This window comes from Lactovum miscens (assembly GCF_014202895.1).
In the GTDB taxonomy this organism is placed as follows: domain Bacteria; phylum Bacillota; class Bacilli; order Lactobacillales; family Streptococcaceae; genus Lactovum; species Lactovum miscens.
The window spans coordinates 1-16660 of record NZ_JACHHV010000021.1; the positions used below are offsets into that span (position 1 = coordinate 1).

Annotated in this window: 18 protein-coding genes; 15 read left to right on the forward strand and 3 right to left on the reverse strand. The window is 33.8% G+C overall.

What is annotated here, in order from left to right; genetic code table 11:
- Window positions 1–286 precede the first annotated feature (286 nt).
- From HNQ37_RS05885 to HNQ37_RS05905, 5 genes are all read left to right on the forward strand, one after another.
- Window positions 287–742: a MarR family winged helix-turn-helix transcriptional regulator gene (locus tag HNQ37_RS05885; RefSeq protein ID WP_183540272.1), complete on the forward strand. Its 456-nt coding sequence runs from the start codon at window positions 287–289 to the stop codon at window positions 740–742.
- Window positions 703–1284: a GNAT family N-acetyltransferase gene (locus tag HNQ37_RS05890; protein ID WP_281374958.1), complete on the forward strand. Its 582-nt coding sequence runs from the start codon at window positions 703–705 to the stop codon at window positions 1282–1284. Before HNQ37_RS05885 ends, HNQ37_RS05890 begins: the two co-directional genes overlap by 40 nt.
- A 17-nt stretch (window positions 1285–1301) precedes the next feature.
- The gene (locus tag HNQ37_RS05895; protein WP_183540273.1) at window positions 1302–2003 is read left to right on the forward strand and encodes a B3/B4 domain-containing protein; all 702 of its coding nucleotides are present in this window, start codon (window positions 1302–1304) and stop codon (window positions 2001–2003) included.
- A gap of 245 nt (window positions 2004–2248) precedes the next feature.
- Window positions 2249–2611, forward strand: a complete 363-nt coding sequence (locus HNQ37_RS05900) for a DUF1304 domain-containing protein (RefSeq protein WP_183540274.1) — start codon at window positions 2249–2251, stop codon at window positions 2609–2611.
- 456 nt (window positions 2612–3067) lie between these two features.
- Window positions 3068–3913 carry an oxidoreductase gene (locus HNQ37_RS05905; protein ID WP_183540275.1) on the forward strand — a complete coding sequence of 282 codons (846 nt, stop codon included), beginning with the start codon at window positions 3068–3070 and terminating at the stop codon, window positions 3911–3913.
- Between the two features lie 279 nt (window positions 3914–4192).
- On the opposite strand, the gene HNQ37_RS05910 is transcribed toward HNQ37_RS05905, so the two are convergent.
- On the reverse strand, window positions 4193–4570 hold the full coding sequence (locus HNQ37_RS05910; protein WP_183540276.1) for a hypothetical protein: 378 nt from the start codon (window positions 4568–4570) through the stop codon (window positions 4193–4195).
- 41 nt (window positions 4571–4611) lie between these two features.
- Window positions 4612–5151 carry a TetR/AcrR family transcriptional regulator gene (locus tag HNQ37_RS05915; protein ID WP_183540277.1) on the reverse strand — a complete coding sequence of 180 codons (540 nt, stop codon included), beginning with the start codon at window positions 5149–5151 and terminating at the stop codon, window positions 4612–4614.
- Window positions 5152–5327: 176 nt separating this feature from the next.
- On the opposite strand from HNQ37_RS05915, the gene HNQ37_RS05920 reads away from it, so the two are divergent.
- Both HNQ37_RS05920 and HNQ37_RS05925 read left to right on the forward strand, forming a co-directional pair.
- Entirely contained in the window at window positions 5328–6071 is a 744-nt protein-coding gene (locus tag HNQ37_RS05920; protein ID WP_183540279.1) for an SDR family oxidoreductase, read from the forward strand.
- Window positions 6072–6094: 23 nt separating this feature from the next.
- The gene (locus tag HNQ37_RS05925; protein WP_183540281.1) at window positions 6095–6991 is read left to right on the forward strand and encodes an SDR family oxidoreductase; all 897 of its coding nucleotides are present in this window, start codon (window positions 6095–6097) and stop codon (window positions 6989–6991) included.
- 283 nt (window positions 6992–7274) lie between these two features.
- Here HNQ37_RS05925 and treR read toward each other — a convergent pair whose 3' ends face one another.
- A complete protein-coding gene (gene treR, locus HNQ37_RS05930; RefSeq protein ID WP_183540283.1) occupies window positions 7275–7991 on the reverse strand; it encodes a trehalose operon repressor in 717 nt (238 codons plus the stop codon).
- 134 nt (window positions 7992–8125) lie between these two features.
- Between treR and HNQ37_RS05935 the strand changes: the two genes are divergently transcribed.
- The 8 genes from HNQ37_RS05935 to HNQ37_RS05970 all read left to right on the forward strand — a co-directional run bounded on the left by HNQ37_RS05935 (window position 8126) and on the right by HNQ37_RS05970 (window position 16657).
- On the forward strand, window positions 8126–8611 hold the full coding sequence (locus HNQ37_RS05935) for a PTS sugar transporter subunit IIA (RefSeq protein WP_183540285.1): 486 nt from the start codon (window positions 8126–8128) through the stop codon (window positions 8609–8611).
- A gap of 102 nt (window positions 8612–8713) precedes the next feature.
- Window positions 8714–10318 carry a PTS transporter subunit EIIC gene (locus tag HNQ37_RS05940; protein WP_183540287.1) on the forward strand — a complete coding sequence of 535 codons (1605 nt, stop codon included), beginning with the start codon at window positions 8714–8716 and terminating at the stop codon, window positions 10316–10318.
- 61 nt (window positions 10319–10379) lie between these two features.
- On the forward strand, window positions 10380–11996 hold the full coding sequence (gene treC / locus HNQ37_RS05945) for an alpha,alpha-phosphotrehalase (RefSeq protein ID WP_183540320.1): 1617 nt from the start codon (window positions 10380–10382) through the stop codon (window positions 11994–11996).
- A 189-nt stretch (window positions 11997–12185) separates the two neighbouring features.
- On the forward strand, window positions 12186–12554 hold the full coding sequence (locus HNQ37_RS05950; RefSeq protein ID WP_183540289.1) for a GntR family transcriptional regulator: 369 nt from the start codon (window positions 12186–12188) through the stop codon (window positions 12552–12554).
- Window positions 12551–13408, forward strand: coding sequence for an ATP-binding cassette domain-containing protein (locus tag HNQ37_RS05955; protein ID WP_183540291.1), 858 nt, complete (start codon window positions 12551–12553; stop codon window positions 13406–13408). Before HNQ37_RS05950 ends, HNQ37_RS05955 begins: the two co-directional genes overlap by 4 nt.
- Window position 13409: 1 nt before the next feature.
- Window positions 13410–14132 carry an ABC transporter permease gene (locus tag HNQ37_RS05960; protein ID WP_183540293.1) on the forward strand — a complete coding sequence of 241 codons (723 nt, stop codon included), beginning with the start codon at window positions 13410–13412 and terminating at the stop codon, window positions 14130–14132.
- A gap of 777 nt (window positions 14133–14909) precedes the next feature.
- Window positions 14910–15833: a metal ABC transporter solute-binding protein, Zn/Mn family gene (locus HNQ37_RS05965; RefSeq protein WP_183540294.1), complete on the forward strand. Its 924-nt coding sequence runs from the start codon at window positions 14910–14912 to the stop codon at window positions 15831–15833.
- Window positions 15830–16657, forward strand: a complete 828-nt coding sequence (locus HNQ37_RS05970; RefSeq protein ID WP_183540296.1) for a metal ABC transporter ATP-binding protein — start codon at window positions 15830–15832, stop codon at window positions 16655–16657. The genes HNQ37_RS05965 and HNQ37_RS05970 overlap by 4 nt, the downstream gene beginning before the upstream one ends.
- Window positions 16658–16660 lie beyond the last annotated feature (3 nt).

The window sequence follows — 16660 nt, forward strand, 5'->3', positions numbered from 1 at the left end:
CTCCTTGTTGTGCCAACGTTCAATCAACTGACGTTCTGTATAAGTAAGTTCCTTGCCTTTTGTGTTAAAATAACCTTGCATCTGAATTCCTTTTCCACTTGTCTTCTTGCAAATTCAAGTATAAGAGATTCAGGTGTTTTTTTCTTGCTTCAGGTGGCTAAACTAATTTTACAATTTGCCTAAATTTCATTTATTTTATTCTGATAAGGAGATTCCATAGTTTGCTTTATAGTTGCAAATGCATCAATATTTAAGTATAATTTTTTCTATAAGAGGGATGGTATAAATGAAAAGTGAAATATTAAGACAAATAGGAACTATTTCTCGATCATTAGATTCTATTAGTAATGTTGAATTTGCTCGGTTTGAATTAGCTAAAGGTCAATATTTATATTTAAGCAGAATAAAGGAAAATCCAGGAATTATTCAACACCGCTTGTCTGAATTACTATGTGTGGATAAATCGACAGCAAATAGGGCTATAAATAAACTTGAGCAGAAGGGTTTAATCGTCAAAAAAGACGATTTAAAAAATAAGAAAGAAAAGCGTCTTTATCTTACTGAAGAAGGGGAAAAAGTATATCCACTAATTATCCGAGAAAATGAATATTCAACAAAAATTGCGCTGAAAGATATTTCCACGCAAAATCAAGAAATATTTTTGGAAGTCCTCAACACAATGTCAGATAATATTTCTCATGATTGGCTGGAAGTAAAGAAGGGACATATTCGGAAGTATTAATTAGAAAAGAGAATAAAAACTTGGATATAACGTTAAAAAAAGTTACTCAAAAAGAGCTGTTAGATTTACAAAAAATCAGTATAGAAACCTTTACAGAAACTTTTTTAGATGATAATAATGCAGAAAGCCTTAAAATATACTTAGAAAAAGCTTATAACTTTAAAAAATTGTCGTCCGAAGTTGCTAACACTGAGAGTAATTTTCAATTTATATACTATGGTAAACAATTGGCAGGTTATATCAAATTGAATGTAGGTGTTGCTCAGTCTGAAATGGTGGGGTTAAATACTTTAGAAGTAGAAAGAATTTATATAAAAAGTAGTTATAAACGTTTAGGGTTAGGAAAATGCCTCTTAAATTATGCGTTCAAACAAGCTCAGGAGTTAAATAAGTCTAAAGTATGGCTTGGAGTTTGGGAACAAAATATAAATGCACTAAATTTTTATAGGAAAATGGGATTCGTGTATTTCGGGAAGCATATTTTTGACTTAGGGGGAGAAAAACAGTGTGATTTATTAATGGAAATAACAATAAATAATTAAGATAAAGGATAAATAGTATGGATTCCAAAATAAATATTGATAGTAACTTTTGGGGACTTTTTCCAAATGCAACAATAAATGTACTCACGTTAAATGGTGTTAGTAATGTAATCACATCAGAAAATAAGAAACAAACACAAATTTTGTTAGATAATGCTTCATTTATAGCCCACAAATTTTTAACCGAAGAGAACTTTTCAGCAAACTTAATCGTTCAAGATTGGAGACAGGCCTTCATAAAATTTAAAAGGAAAAAGGGCGCTCGGTCATCCATTGAAGCATTGTTAAAAAGGGTAACTCAAACCCATGATTTTCATCCCATTAATCCACTAGTTGATATTTATAATAGCATCTCACTAGAGTATGGCGTACCATGTGGTGGTGAGGATTTGAATATGATTGTTGGTGAAATGCATTTAGGAACAGCTTTGGGGGGAGAAAAATTTAAAGCTTTAGGGGCTGACGAAGATGAACCAGCTCTGCCTGGCGAATTGATCTATTATGATGAGGAGGGTGCAATTTGTCGTAGCTTTAATTGGCGGGAAGCAGAGCGAACGATGTTGACAGAGAGTACAACAGATGCAATCATGGTGATTGAATCGTTGAATGACGATCATCAGAAGCGTGGGGTAGAAGCCATTGTAGCTTTAAAAAATCGTATTAATAAGTATTTAGGTGTTGATGGACAAATTGCAATTTTCACAAGTCCAAATAAATAAAGTGTTATAGAAATCCATATGATGAGTCTTTTTATCAAGAATAAGGGATTCTGTTTATTTAATTTGTTCAGATGCTCAAGCAACTTATTGTCAAGGGTATTTATTATGACTAATACCCAATTAATAACAGCGTCTATAGATGTACTCGCAGTTTTTTTAAAAAAGATAATCAACTGTGAACTTCATAATTGATTTTAATAATAAAGTATAAGTTACAAGCTTTAGAAATAAGGGGGAAATAAGTCATGTCGGTAATTACAATTACATTAGGGACACTAGTAGCCTTGGAATTTTTTTATATTACGTTCCTAGAAACGTTTAAAACAACTTCATCCACAACAGGACGGGTGTTCAACATGTCTCAAGAAGAATTGAAAAATAAAAATGTACAAGTGCTTTTTAAAAATCAAGGAGTCTATAATGGATTAATTGGAGTTGGCATGTTATATGCTTTGTTTGTTTCATCAGCTAGTATAGAGTTGACAGCTTTTCTTTTAGCCTATGTTATTTTGGTTGCACTATATGGAAGTTTAACAAGTAATAAACTCATTATTATAAAACAGGGGGGATTAGCAATTTTAGCTTTGTTGAGTCTCATTTTTCTATAAATTTGTCAATAGAAAAAATTATAAAATCATGTGAATAACTATCTTGTAATTATACAAAGCAATAAAGCGATTCTACTTATGCCCTGCAAGTTAACACTTGATATATTAAGTGCTAACTTGAATAGAATTTCCAAAAAAACACCTCATTATATAAAGATATAGTCTGGAAAAAAGTGACATAGTTTACTATTCTCAGTATAGAGATACTTGAAGAATCATCAAAATATCCTTCAGATGCGATGAAGGAAGAGAGTTTTGAAGTGATGAGTATGCATTATATTATTTTAACTTTATTCTTTAAAAAAATTGAATTAGATACTCTAAGGTGATACTATAATGATACGAGAATTCTATAGGCTTTCACGCAATTAAACAAATCATAAACTAATAGTAGACCAAAAACATGAACTAAGGTTTAGCTTTAGAATAATATTTTAGAAAAATGGAGAAAATCAAATGAGTAAAATTTGGTTTATTACAGGAACCTCATCAGGATTTGGAAAAAATCTTGCATTGGAACTGCTCAAGCAAGGTGAAACGGTAATTGCTACTGCAAGGAATTTAGAAAAAGCGCAAGAAATTGTTGAAGGACACCCAAATTCATTAGCGTTGGCATTGAATGTGACTAGTGAAATTGAAATAGAACAAGCCGTTAAACAAACGATTGAACATTACGGTCATATTGATGTTTTAGTTAATAATGCTGGCTATGGTTACTTTGGCGCGGTTGAAGAGAGCGACACAGCAGCTGTTCGTCAAATGTTTGAAACTAACTTTTGGGGATTGAGTAGCATCACGAATGCGTTTCTTCCATATTTTAGAAAACAAAAAAGTGGACACATTATTAATATTACATCTATTGGGGGGCTAGATGGTTCTCCGGGATTTGGTTATTACAATGCTACTAAATTTGCTGTAGAAGGTTTAATGACTGCATTATCAAAAGAACTTTCACCATTGGGAATTAAGGTAACTAATGTTGAACCAGGACCGTTTAGAACACTTTGGGCAGGAAGTTCAGCATTTAAGGCTTCAAAAATGATAAGTGATTATGATTCTACAGCGCATAAAACAATTGAAACGACCGAGGGTTTCTCTGGAAGTCAAACTGGATCACCCGAGTTGGCAGCAAAAGCAATTATTGAAGTATCAAGAAGCAGTGAACCTCCACTTCATTTGCTTATGGGACAAAATGCATTTGGTAGAGCTAAACTAAAAGTAGACAAATTACAAGAAGACATGAGAAAATGGTCAGAAATATCAACCCATGTGGATTATGGAGATGAAAATTTTTGGAGTTGATGAATAAAACATGAACTATAATCATAGTTTTAGTTAATACAGCCAACAATTAATTGATTGAAATATCGAACAATGCAAGATAGTTGTGTTGGTGTGTTTGTCTCATATAAAAGTTCTGAGCACATAGCCAATTTTTATAGAAGATTGTTTAATTATACTGGTCCAGCAGATTCAGAGGGAGTAAAAGTTAAACAATTTTGGACAATAGTGAGTAGATTATTATCAAAAATTCACTAAAAACATGGTAAAAAGGCAGAGAATTATCTCCGCCTTTTTCTTTCATTTTTCATCTTTAGTAAGAACTACTTTAACCATTCCATTTTCCCAAGAGTGTAGCGCTTTAATACCTTTATGATTTATTCCAACATTTTTTTTATGTGTACTTAAAGTCTTCATCATGGCGTTGTAATAATTTGAAGAGGACCACTCCATACCATGTTCGAGACCATCTACAAATACTTCATAGAACACCCCATCAATATTGGTATCTCGTGTTGTAATAGTAATTTTGGTAACAGTGTCTTCTGCCAGTTCAATCGTCAGCGTGACATCGTCATGTGATAGGGTGATGGTATCAGAGGCATTATTGGGTAGCACGAACTGTTTAGGTGCGTAAGTATTGAAGCCATTTTTTAGTTTTTCATAGGTTGTAATCATTTTTTTCCCAGTATACTTTATTGTGTATTGTTACTTTGTAATTATGAAATTGTAATATCTAATAAACAGAAAGTGTCTTCAAATAATACTTTGTAGTTAGGACGATCCCATTGATTAGCAAAATAGGGATTATGAAAATAAATAAAGGCTGTAATAATTGCCTTTCCTTTGCCCTCATCTAGCCCTGTAATTTCTGAGACTTTCTCGGCCAAATGTCGAAGATGGATAGTTATTAATTCTTCGTTGTTCTCAATATAGTCGGTGTATAAACTAAACATTCTTTGATCTTTTTCAAATAATGTTTTTTTTGTGCTTGCAAGCAGCCAGAGCCAATCATGTAAATTCTGCCGTGTAGAGATGGTGGATTTTGTCCAGTTGAATAGGTTTTTAGAAGTTTCTTCTAACCACCGCCAAGCTAACTTTTGAAAAAGTTCTTCTTTATTAAGAAAATGTTTATATAATGCAGGGTGGGAAACATTTAAACGTTTTGCAATATCATTAAGGGTTGTTTTGTCCATTCCAAATTCGTAGATTAGTTTTTCAGTTGTATCTAAAATGAGTTCTTGAGTTAATTTTCCCAACTTATTTTCCTTTCTTCTAATAATACTTCGTGTTTATTATAACTAAAAATTAGAATATAAACAAATAAAAGTAACAAATCGTTGACAAAGTAACTAAAGGAAGGTACAATATTAAATATAAGTTACTAAACATATAAAAAGTAACTCATACTTGATATTTATAAAGGAGAATAAAAATGACTAAAAATAAGTCTGATAAAAGAGTTGCTCTCGTTCTAGGAGGCTCTGGTGGCATCGGAAAATCTGTAATTGACAAATTGGTGGAGCAAGATTATGCGGTGGCTGTTCATTACTCAGCAAATAAAGGAAAAGCTGAATTGTTGGTTGATGAAATTATTAATAATGGCGGAGAAGCTCTTGCTGTTGGGGGAGATGTAGCTGATGAAGTTACAATGAGCCAACTTTTCGATAATGTCATATCTGCTTTTGGTGGGATTGATGTTGTAGTGAATACCGCGGGTATTATGAAGTTAAGCCCTTTAAGTACTCTAAACTTATCTGATTTTGATCAGATTCAAAGAATAAATGTAAGAGGGACTTTTGTTGTATCACAACAAGCGGCCCTCAAACTTCGTAAAGGAGGATCACTTATTAACTTTTCTACTTCAGTAACCCGAACGAGTTTCCCAAACTATTCCGCATATGTTGCAAGTAAGGCGGCAGTTGAGTCACTTACTTTAATCTTGGCAAGAGAACTTAGAGGGAAAGACATTACTGTAAATACAGTGGCTCCAGGTCCTACAGCAACACCACTTTTTTTGTCAGGAAAAGACGAAGCAACAATTACTCACTTGTCACAAGCTACTCCATTAGAGCGCTTAGGAAACCCTGAAGATATTGCAGAAACCGTTGCATTTTTAGCAGGACCAGCCCGCTGGGTCAATGGACAAATTATTTTTACCAATGGTGGACTGGCATAATTTTTAAGAATGGAGAAAAAGTAATGGAAAAGCAAGTAATTATTATAACTGGGGCCTCAAGTGGTTTTGGCGCCTTAACTGCTAGAGCTTTAGCAAAAACTGGTCATATTGTATATGCGGGGATGCGAAATACCTTAACACGCAATGCAAATAGGGTTGCAGAAGTTGAACAATTTGCAAAAGATAATAAGGTTAGTATCTCTGCAATTGAGATGGATGTATCATCACAGGAATCAGTTAACGAGGCCATTTCACGTATTGAAGTAGAGCAATCTAATGGAATTGACATAGTAATTCATAATGCTGGTCATATGGTTACTGGTGCCTTAGAGGCTTTCACACCAGAACAACTTGGTGAGTTATATGATATTAATGTCCTCTCAGCTCAACGAGTAAATAAAGCAGTGCTTCCTGCAATGCGTTCCCGTAAACAGGGGTTAATCATATGGGTTTCTAGTTCGAGTGTTAAAGGTGGAACACCACCCTACTTGGGCCCATACTTTGCAGCGAAGGCTGGAATGGATTCTATAGCAGTATCTTATGCTGCAGAATTATCTCAATTTGGTATTGAAACTTCTATTGTTGTTCCTGGGTCATTTACAAATGGGACAAATCACTTCGCAAATTCAGGGTATCCTGACAATAAAGAAGTTCAAAAAATTTATGATCAAAAATATCCAAATCTCATGGAAAATGTTAGTTTAAAACTCGCGGGTCTTTTCCCGGATGGTGCAGATGTATCTTTAGTTTCTGACGAAATTGTTCGTATTGTTAATCTTCCCAAAGGAAAACGACCATATCGCACACATATTGACCCAGCAGATGATGGCTCTGAAGCTGTCTCTAATGTAGCAGATGGAACTAGAAGTAATTTTTTAAAGAGAATTGGTCTAGAGTATTTATTAAGTGTTAAAAAATAAATGACAAGAATTGTTATAGCCAACGAAATTATCATATAAAGTTTGACATATCATATAAGGGTAAAGAGGAAATATTGCCTTAAGTAGATTTTATCCTTCAAATTTTTGTCTACTTTTTAGAACATAGTTCCAGATTGACACGAATGGGGAGATCTCACTTGTAAGAAATAATCGATGAGTTCTTGAGATTTATGTGATTGGCTATAGTATTTTGTTAATTGTTAAAAAGAGCAAAGAATAGGGCTTGCTCTTTTTTTGTGGACTATTGAGAGTATAAAAGTGATCAACGTTTTTGGCGGCGGGCAATCTCTGTAAACCGGAACTTATCTACTTGGTGGCGACTTTCTGTATATTGAAATTGAGTGTTATTAGCAAGGTAGACATGACTTTTTACAGAAACAATATGTCTATCTTGTTGGTTAAGATCAAGAAGCTCATGATCTTCTTCACAAACCAAATCAATTGTGATTTCTTTTTGAGCATAGGCAATGTCAAGATTTAATGTGTTTTCCAAATATTCGTAGATAGAATTTTGAGAAATTTCTTTTGTCAAATCACCTGCAATATCCTTGCGCAAGAAATCACGGTCAAGAACTGCAAACTTTCCATCAATTTGTCTGCGCCTTAGAATATGATAAGCCACAGAATCTAAAGGGAAGCCAGTCATCTTCGCCATTTGTTCATCAATATTAATTTCACCAAAAATAATAACCTCTGTCTTACTTTGAAATCCTAAAGAAGTTTGCAATTCTTTGAAAGAGGTTAGTCCAGAAATAGGAAAAAGCAGTTTCTCATGAGAAATGACAATACTTCCATAGCCATGACGACGTTGGATAAGACCATTTTCTTCAACAATTTTTAAAGCCTGTCGAACTGTTGCCCGGCTACAATCATATATTTTTGAAAGTTCGTGTTCACTCGGAAGAAGTTCATTTTCCTTATAAATATCTTTAAAAATTTTTTGTTCTAGATCAGTTACGATGATTCCATATTTCTTCATAGTTCATATTTTATCAAAAAAAAACAAAATACAATAAAAATGATTTAGCGCTTGCAAAAAACGGTTACATTTGCTATATTATACTTGTACGTACAAGCTAACAGATTTATAATAAAATTTGTAAAGGAGAATAAATGTTTGGTTTTGGGAGAAAAAAGGAATTGACGGATGATCAGAAGCTTTATGCCCCAGTTAGTGGAGAGGTTGTCAAGTTAGATACAGTTTCAGATCCCATTTTTGCAAAAAAAATAATGGGAGATGGTTTCGCAATTGAACCCAACGATGGCAAAATTGTAAGTCCTGTTGCTGGAAAGGTGATAGTAAAACAAGGTCATGCTATTGGATTCAAACGGATTGATGGTTTGGAAGTTCTTCTCCATTTAGGTATTGATACAGTGAGCCTAAATGGGGCACCTTTCGCTTTGAAAGTTTCCATAGGAGATATTGTAGAGGCAGGCGATGATTTGGGGAAGGCAGATTGGGCACAGGTTGAAGCAGCAGGTCTCCCAAAAACCACAATGGTGTTAATTACTAATACTGCAGATAAATTAGCTGACTTAACGGTCAAATATGGTCAAATACCAGCAGGATCTGCCGTTGGCGATGCCCATGCGAAATAGTTTTTTACAGTTTTTATTGCATTGAGTTAAATAATGAAGTGTGTATTCATTTATTTTTTAAAAATTTATTGAAAACTACTGAAAAGTAGTAAAGGAGGCCTCATGGCAGATTATTCAAAACTGGCGACCGAGATCATCGCTGGGGTTGGTGGCGCTGATAACGTCACAACGGTTATTCATTGTATCACACGTTTGCGCTTTACTTTGGTTGACAAAGATAAGGCAGATGGTGAGTCACTTAGCAAACTGTCAGCTAAAGGTGTACCAGCTGTCACGGCACTTTACAATGCAAATTTAAATCAATATCAAGTGGTCATTGGGCAAGCAGTAGAAGATGTTTATGATGAAGTCATCAAACAGCTTGGCGACAAAGTTGTCGATGCTAAAGCAACAGAGGCTGCTATTGCGGAAACGGGTGGTACCATTAAAAATGGAGGCTCTAAAAATCCATTTGTACGTGCCTTTCAAGTTGTTATAGGTACAATCACGGGCTCAATGATTCCAATTATTGGACTACTTGCTGCAGGTGGTATGATTAACGGGCTTTTGAATATGTTTACTTACACTGTGGGAGCAAACGGTAAGATTGATCCAGGTTATATTTTTGCGGTGATCAATTCGTCTAACTCAACGTATAAGATTATATCTACACTTGCGATGAGTCCTTTCTATTTCTTACCAGTTTTAGTTGGCTTCTCTGCCGCTAAGCAATTGAAAGCAAATGAATATGTTGTTGCTGCTGTTGGTGGACTCATGATTAACCCTGGATTAACAGGTTTAGTTGCAGCAAATGCTGCCGGGCACACACCAGTCGTTGCAAAAATTCTGGGTGTTACTTTTAATACATCTTATTTTGGCATTCCTGTTGATTTACCAAGTTATGCTTACACAATTTTCCCAATCATCGTTGCGGCAGCAATTGCAGCACCTATTGGTAAATGGCTACACAATCACTTGCCTTTAGCATTACGCCCAATTTTTGAACCAATGATTACGTTCTTTGTTGTATCATCTCTAGTGTTATTATTCGTTGGCCCTGTTGTCTCGGTTATTTCATCTGGTCTTTCTAGTGTGATTACAGGACTTATTAACTTGAACCTTGGTATTGCGGGTATTATTGTAGGTGGTTTTTACCAGGTGCTTGTTATCTTCGGACTTCATTGGCTGGTTGTACCAATCTTGACTAACCAGATAAACTTGACGGGTCAGTCTAATATTAATATGATTGTAAGTTTTACAATGCTTGCTCAAGGTGTTGGTGCACTTGCTGTCTTCTTCAAATCACGTAAAGCTGACATGAAAGGTTTGGCTTTACCAGCTGCTATTTCAGCATTCTGTGGCGTAACTGAGCCTGCTATGTATGGTATTAATTTGAAATACATGCGTGTCTTTATCATGAGCTCTATCGGTGCTGCAGCAGGGGCAGGAGTAGCTGGTTTCTTGAATTTACATATGTATGGTTTCTCGGGTTCTCTTATTGGTTTCCCCAACTTCATCAAAAATTTCATGTCAGGTCAAAAGACACCAAGTGGACAAATTATTCAAGCGATAGATAATCCAAACAACTTTATGATCTTCTGGATTGCTTCTGCAGTAACGATTGTTGTTGCCTTTGTTCTTGTATGGATGTTTGGTTATAAAGACACAGATACTATGGGTGATGGTGTTAAAAAGAAAAATGCTTTCAAAGACGCTGTTGCAAAATAAAATAGTAAAAATGGGAGCAGCAGGTATAAAACCTGTTGCTTTGCTTCTTAGTGGAGAAAATATGACACTTAATGACAGAGTAATTTATCAAATTTATCCAAAATCTTTTTTAGACACAACTGGTTCAGGAATAGGGGATCTAAAAGGAGTTACACAAAAGTTACCTTATTTAGCAGACCTTGGAATTGATATGGTTTGGCTCAATCCGTTTTACCCAAGTCCTCAGCGTGACAATGGCTATGATATCTCAAACTATAAGGCGATTGATCCGATGTTTGGAAATTTTGAAGATTTTGCTGAGATGGTTGCTGAAGGGCGTAAATATGGTATTGAATTCATGCTTGACATGGTATTAAATCATGTTTCAATCGAACATGAGTGGTTTCAAAAAGCTTTGGCCGGTGATAAATATTATCAGGACTTCTTTATTTTACGTGATGATCCGACTAATTGGAATTCAAAGTTTGGCGGAAGTGCTTGGGCACCATTTGGTAATACAGGAAGATACTATCTTCATTTATATGATATATCACAAGCAGATCTGAATTGGCGTAATGAAAATGTGCGTCACGAGATGTTTGAAGTAGTAAATTTTTGGCGGTTGAAAGGAATTTCAGGCTTTCGTTTTGATGTGATTAACGTTATTGGGAAAGATGAAGTATTACATGATAATTCGCTGAGTGAAGGAAAATTTGAATATACAGATAAGCCAATTGTGCATGATTATTTGCAGATGCTAAATAAAGCAACCTTTGGGCATGATCCACATGCGGTAACAGTGGGTGAGATGAGTTCAACAACAATTGAGAATAGTATTTTGTATACACGACCTGATCGACATGAGCTGAGTATGGTTTTTAACTTTCATCATCTTAAGGTAGATTATAAGGATGGGGATAAGTGGACAAAAATGCCCTTTGATTTTACACAACTGCGTGATTTATTTCATGAGTGGGGTGAGCAGATGTCTGAAAATGGTGGTTGGAATGCTTTATTTTGGAATAATCATGATCAGCCTCGTGCTTTAAACCGTTTTATAGATGTAGAGAATTTTCGAGTAAAAGGGGCCAAGATGCTTGCTGCAAGTATTCATTTGAGCCGCGGGACACCTTACGTTTACATGGGCGAGGAAATTGGGATGGTTGATCCTGACTATACAAATGTTAACAATTATTTAGACTTAGAAACGTTAAATGCTTATCACTCTTTGTTGAAAAAGGGAGTGACGGAAAAAGAGGCTTTTGAAATTTTGAAGGCTAAGTCTCGTGATAATGCGAGGACACCGATGCAATGGGACAATGGAAAAAATTCTGGTTTTACAACTGGAAGTCCTTGGCTTGCAGTAGGAAATCACCCTGAAATTAACGTGGCACAGGATAAAAATGGAGAAATTTATAATTTTTATAAAAAATTGATTGCTTTACGTAAATCAGAAAAACTAATTTCTGATGGCACATACAAAGCTGCTATGAAAGACTCTGATAGCATTTATGCATTTATTCGTGAATTTGGCAATCAAAAATTATTAGTATTAAATAATTTTAGAAATCGTCCTATTAGTTTTGATTTGCCAGATGAGTTTTTTGCATCTGAAATTTGGATAAATAATTATGATGATTATAAGAAAAATACTTTACAACCTTATCAGTCAGTTGCGTTTTTAAAAAATAAATTTTAACTACAATTAGCTTTACCAACAGGTTAAACTTTATAAAAATTTTATAAGTTTCAATTTTGACAACAGTTTAAGCTGTTGTCTTTTTTTATTTTCTCTTTCAAATTCAATTTTTATAGTTGACAAATTAAAATAAAGGATATATACTTAATCACATAACTAATTAACCAAACAAGAAGGAAGGAGAGATGAATGAACTTTGATTTTGAAGGAGAAGCTCCCTTATATCAGCAAGTAGCTGATGAAATTTCAGAAGGAATATTCAATGGTTCCTACGAAGAGGGAACTCAAATTCCGTCCACTACAGAAATTTCAAAAATGTACAAAATAAATCCAGCAACAATATTAAAAGGGATGAATAAGTTGGTTGAAGAAAACTTGATTGAGAAGAGGAGAGGTCTCGGAATGTTTGTGAAACCTGAAGCACAAAAAAAACTTTTGGAAAAAAGGAAAACGGAATTTATAAATCATAAATTGTTAAATGTTTTAGAAGAAGCGAAGAAACTAAATATTTCTCAAGCACAATTGATAAATTTAATTGAAAGAGGTTATATAAAATGAGTTTAAAGGTTGAAGAAGTAAGTAAGATTTATGGCAAAAGAAATGTCTTAGACCATGTTTCTATTGATTTTGAATCAAAAAAAATTTATGGACTACTAGGGAATAATGGAGCAGGTAAAAGTACATTATTAAACATAATAAATAATAGGATTTTTAGTACTGTAGGAAAAGTTGATCTTAATGGCGAAAAAATCTCAGATAATGAAAAAACACTGAATAAAATTTATTTAACTAGTGAGGATAATTTATATCCGTCAAAAATAAAGATTAAATCACTATTTAAATTAACAGAGAAATTTTATGGAGAGTTCAATTGGGATCTTGCTAATCATATGTTATTAGAATTTGAATTAGATTCTTCTAAATATTTAAATAAGCTATCTACTGGGTACAGAAGTATCACAAAATTAATTGTAGCTTTATGCGTTCCTTGTGAATATATCTTTTTGGATGAGCCTATTTTAGGTCTGGATGCTAATCATCGTGAACTGTTCTATAACTTTTTGCTTGAGACTTACCAAGATAGACTGCGAACTTTTGTAATTTCAACACATTTAATTGAAGAAATTTCTAACCTCTTAGAAAAAGTTATTATTCTAGAGAGTGGAAAGGTTATTGTTGACGAAAATGTTGAAGATCTAATGGATGAAACATACATCCTATCTGGATCAATTGATGAAGTTGAGTCATTTCTTGACCATGTTCAAGTGTTGGGAAAAGAAATACTTGGTGGATCAATGACCGCTTATGTAAAAGGAAATCTTTCAAGAAAAAGTCTGGGAAATGTTAAGGTAAGTCGCATGAACTTACAGGACTATTTTAAAAAAATAACAAATCGAAAGAAGGCAAAATAAGATGAAGTTTAAAACAGCGGTTGAATATAGATTATTAAGACAAGTAATATCGTTAGGTATATTCTTTGCATGGTGGTTCTTATTTGGCATTATCTTCCCTGTTGTTGGATTGCTTCTGGCAGGAGGAAATGAAAAAGTATCTTCAGATGTTCTCATTCCGATTATGATATTTTCAGTAATTATTTCATTCATTGGAATGTATTCAGATTTCAAATTTTTTATTCAAAATGGAATGAACCGTTTCAATATATTTTTAGTAAATGTATCTGTAGTTATTATGACATCAATTGGTACATCAATAATTGTATTTTTGCTATCAAAAGTTTCAATTAAAAATTTTGATTTAACAGTATTTTTAACAAGTGTGTATTCAAGCAAAAATCCATTTGTAAACATACTACTTATTTTTACGTTATTGCTATTTTTATCCTCACTTGGATTGTTATTAGGAACATTCAACGATATGTTTACAGGAGTAAAGAAAATTGTTATTTTATTGTTAGCAATGAGTATACCAGTTATTGTAGCTACTATTGTGCAATTAGGTGGTGAAGCGGCGAGAAATTATTGGATTAATTTATTGAAAGATATTGTAGGTTATTCAAACAAAAATGGTTTCTCATTGATACCCTTATTTATTACTTTATTCGTATGCTCAGCTTTATGTATCATCCTGTTTTATGTACTAAATTCTTTGCATGAAATTCGTCATAAAGGCGTCTAGGAATAAATAGATATTATTATGATAATGAAAAGTAACAGGACTTGTCTTATATTTCCAAACTATTAGAAAAATTAACTAAAGATAATTCGCCATAAGGACATTGCAAATTTAGAAGGAGTACAATAACCCTTCAGCTCTTAAAAACATGGTTTAGTTTGGAAAGAACATACCAAAAAAAATTAAATGAGAGAAAAATGTTCTTGCAATAGACTAATACAAATTAATAAAGTTAAAGCGTGACAACGAATTAAGATTTGTCACGTTTTTCATTTTAAAATTTGACAAGATTCTCTAATTTTTTATATGGCTTGTCTTTGTAAATACTGAAGTTTGTATCTAAACCACCAGTCACATGATTGCGTATTATGATCATTATTAGATTCGTTGAGCTGGAACTTGTGTTTTCGGACTCTGTTTATATTCTGAGTGTTTAAACGCTTTCCAGAATTATCAACAACATCAAATGGCGACTGTTATTTTAGCAAAACAGGATGTTTATAAAATAAGCTTTTCCACTCTGACTACTCTATAACTCTTTTGCTAATTATAAAAGGACAGATGTTTTGTTGATTGAAGAAACATTATTTTAATAGAAGAAGATTTTATATTTGACATAAAAAAATTTTTTTGATATAACTTAACCAGTTAAGTATATAGTTAACTGGTTAACCTTTCATTCACCAGGTAACATTTATTTTTAGATCTAAGAAACTCACATGAAGGCCTCAAAATCAGAATTTTAGGTTTTCCTCAAAATCAAATCGGAGAATATTATTAATGAATAGAGCAAAAAAAATTGCTATTTCGGGAATTGTCTTACTTAGTGGGCTTACATTGGTTGCCTGCACAAAATCAGCTTCGTCAGATTCAAATGGGAAAATTATTGCAGTTGGCTCTGAAAATGAATATGCAAATGTAATCAGCCAAATTGGAGGAAGATACGTTTCGGTTACGGCTATCATGAGTAACCCTGCGACAGACCCACATTCATACGAAGCAAATACAAAAGATGCTAGCACCATCAGCAAGGCAACCCTTGTGGTTCAAAATGGACTTGGATATGATAATTTTATGAACAAAATAGAGTCTGGTTCTAAAAATTCTAAACGTAACGTGATTGATGTTTCTAAAGCCCTAAATTATCCAAGTGATACAAAAAATCCTCACCTCTGGTATAAGACTTACACCATGGTTAAACTATCGGCTCTTGTGGCTGAGAATTTAAAGAAGCAGTTGCCTGAGAAAAAGCAATATTTTGAAGACAACTTAACTAAATTTAATAATTCCATCAATGAAGTTAATTCTGGCATTAACAAACTTAAGGATGAATTTGCTGGTACAGGCGTTGCTGTGACTGAGCCAGTATCTGACTATTTGATTGAATCTGCGGGCTTAAAAAATATGACACCATGGAATTATCAGGCAGCTGTGATGAATGGTACAGATCCATCTCCTCAAGATGTTAGGACTCAAGAAAATCTTTTTAAAGATAAGAAAGTGAATGTCTTTCTTTATAATCAGCAAGCAGTGGATAGTTCAACAAAAGAATTGCTAAGTTTGGCTAAGCAAAATAATATCCCAGTTGTGGGTGTTTATGAAACAATGCCAACTGGTTATAGTTATCAAAAGTGGATCAGTGCTGAAACAGATGCGATTTCAAAGGCAATTAAAGATGGCGTTTCAACAAATACACTCTCATGAGTCAGAAAGTAAGTTTAAATCATCCGTTCGTAAGTTTGGATCATGTTAAGTTAAATTTTGGCAATCATCAAGTTTTAAAAGATATTAATCTAGAGGTCTATCCGGGAGAATTCATAGGCTTAATTGGGCCAAATGGAGCTGGAAAATCTACACTTTTAAAACTAATTCTAGGACTTATCCGGCCTCAGTCAGGGAAAATTAAAATTGCTGACGCTAAAAATACCAAAAATTTGATTGGCTATGTACCTCAGAGACTTAATCTTGATCCTCAAACGCCTTTAAGAGGAAGAGATTTGGTCGCTTTGGGACTAGATGGTAATAGATGGGGATTTTCACTTCATCCTCAAAAACGAAAGCAAAAGGTTAATGAAATGTTGGAAGCAGTGGAGGCTGTATCATTTGCGGATTCACCGATTGGAAGGTTATCTGGTGGGGAACAACAACGTTTATTAATTGCTCAATCCCTCATAAGCTCTCCAAAATTACTTTTACTTGACGAACCTTTATCTAATCTGGATATCAAAAGTTCCTATGAAATTGTTAGACTGGTCGCAAAGCTTGGAAAAGAACAGGGTATATCAGTTATCTTTGTTACCCATGATATGAATCCTCTTCTTGAGGTGATGGATAGAGTACTTTATTTGGCAGACGGTAATTCAGTCATTGGAACAGTCAATGAAATTTTCCAAAGCAGAGTACTGAGTCAACTATATGGTTATAAAGTTGAGGTTTTGAAAGTAAATGGTAGACTCATCGTTATTGGAAATGAAAGTTCCAATGTTGAAGTCTTTTCAAATCCCAATCCTTATGAAAATAAAGGTTAGAAC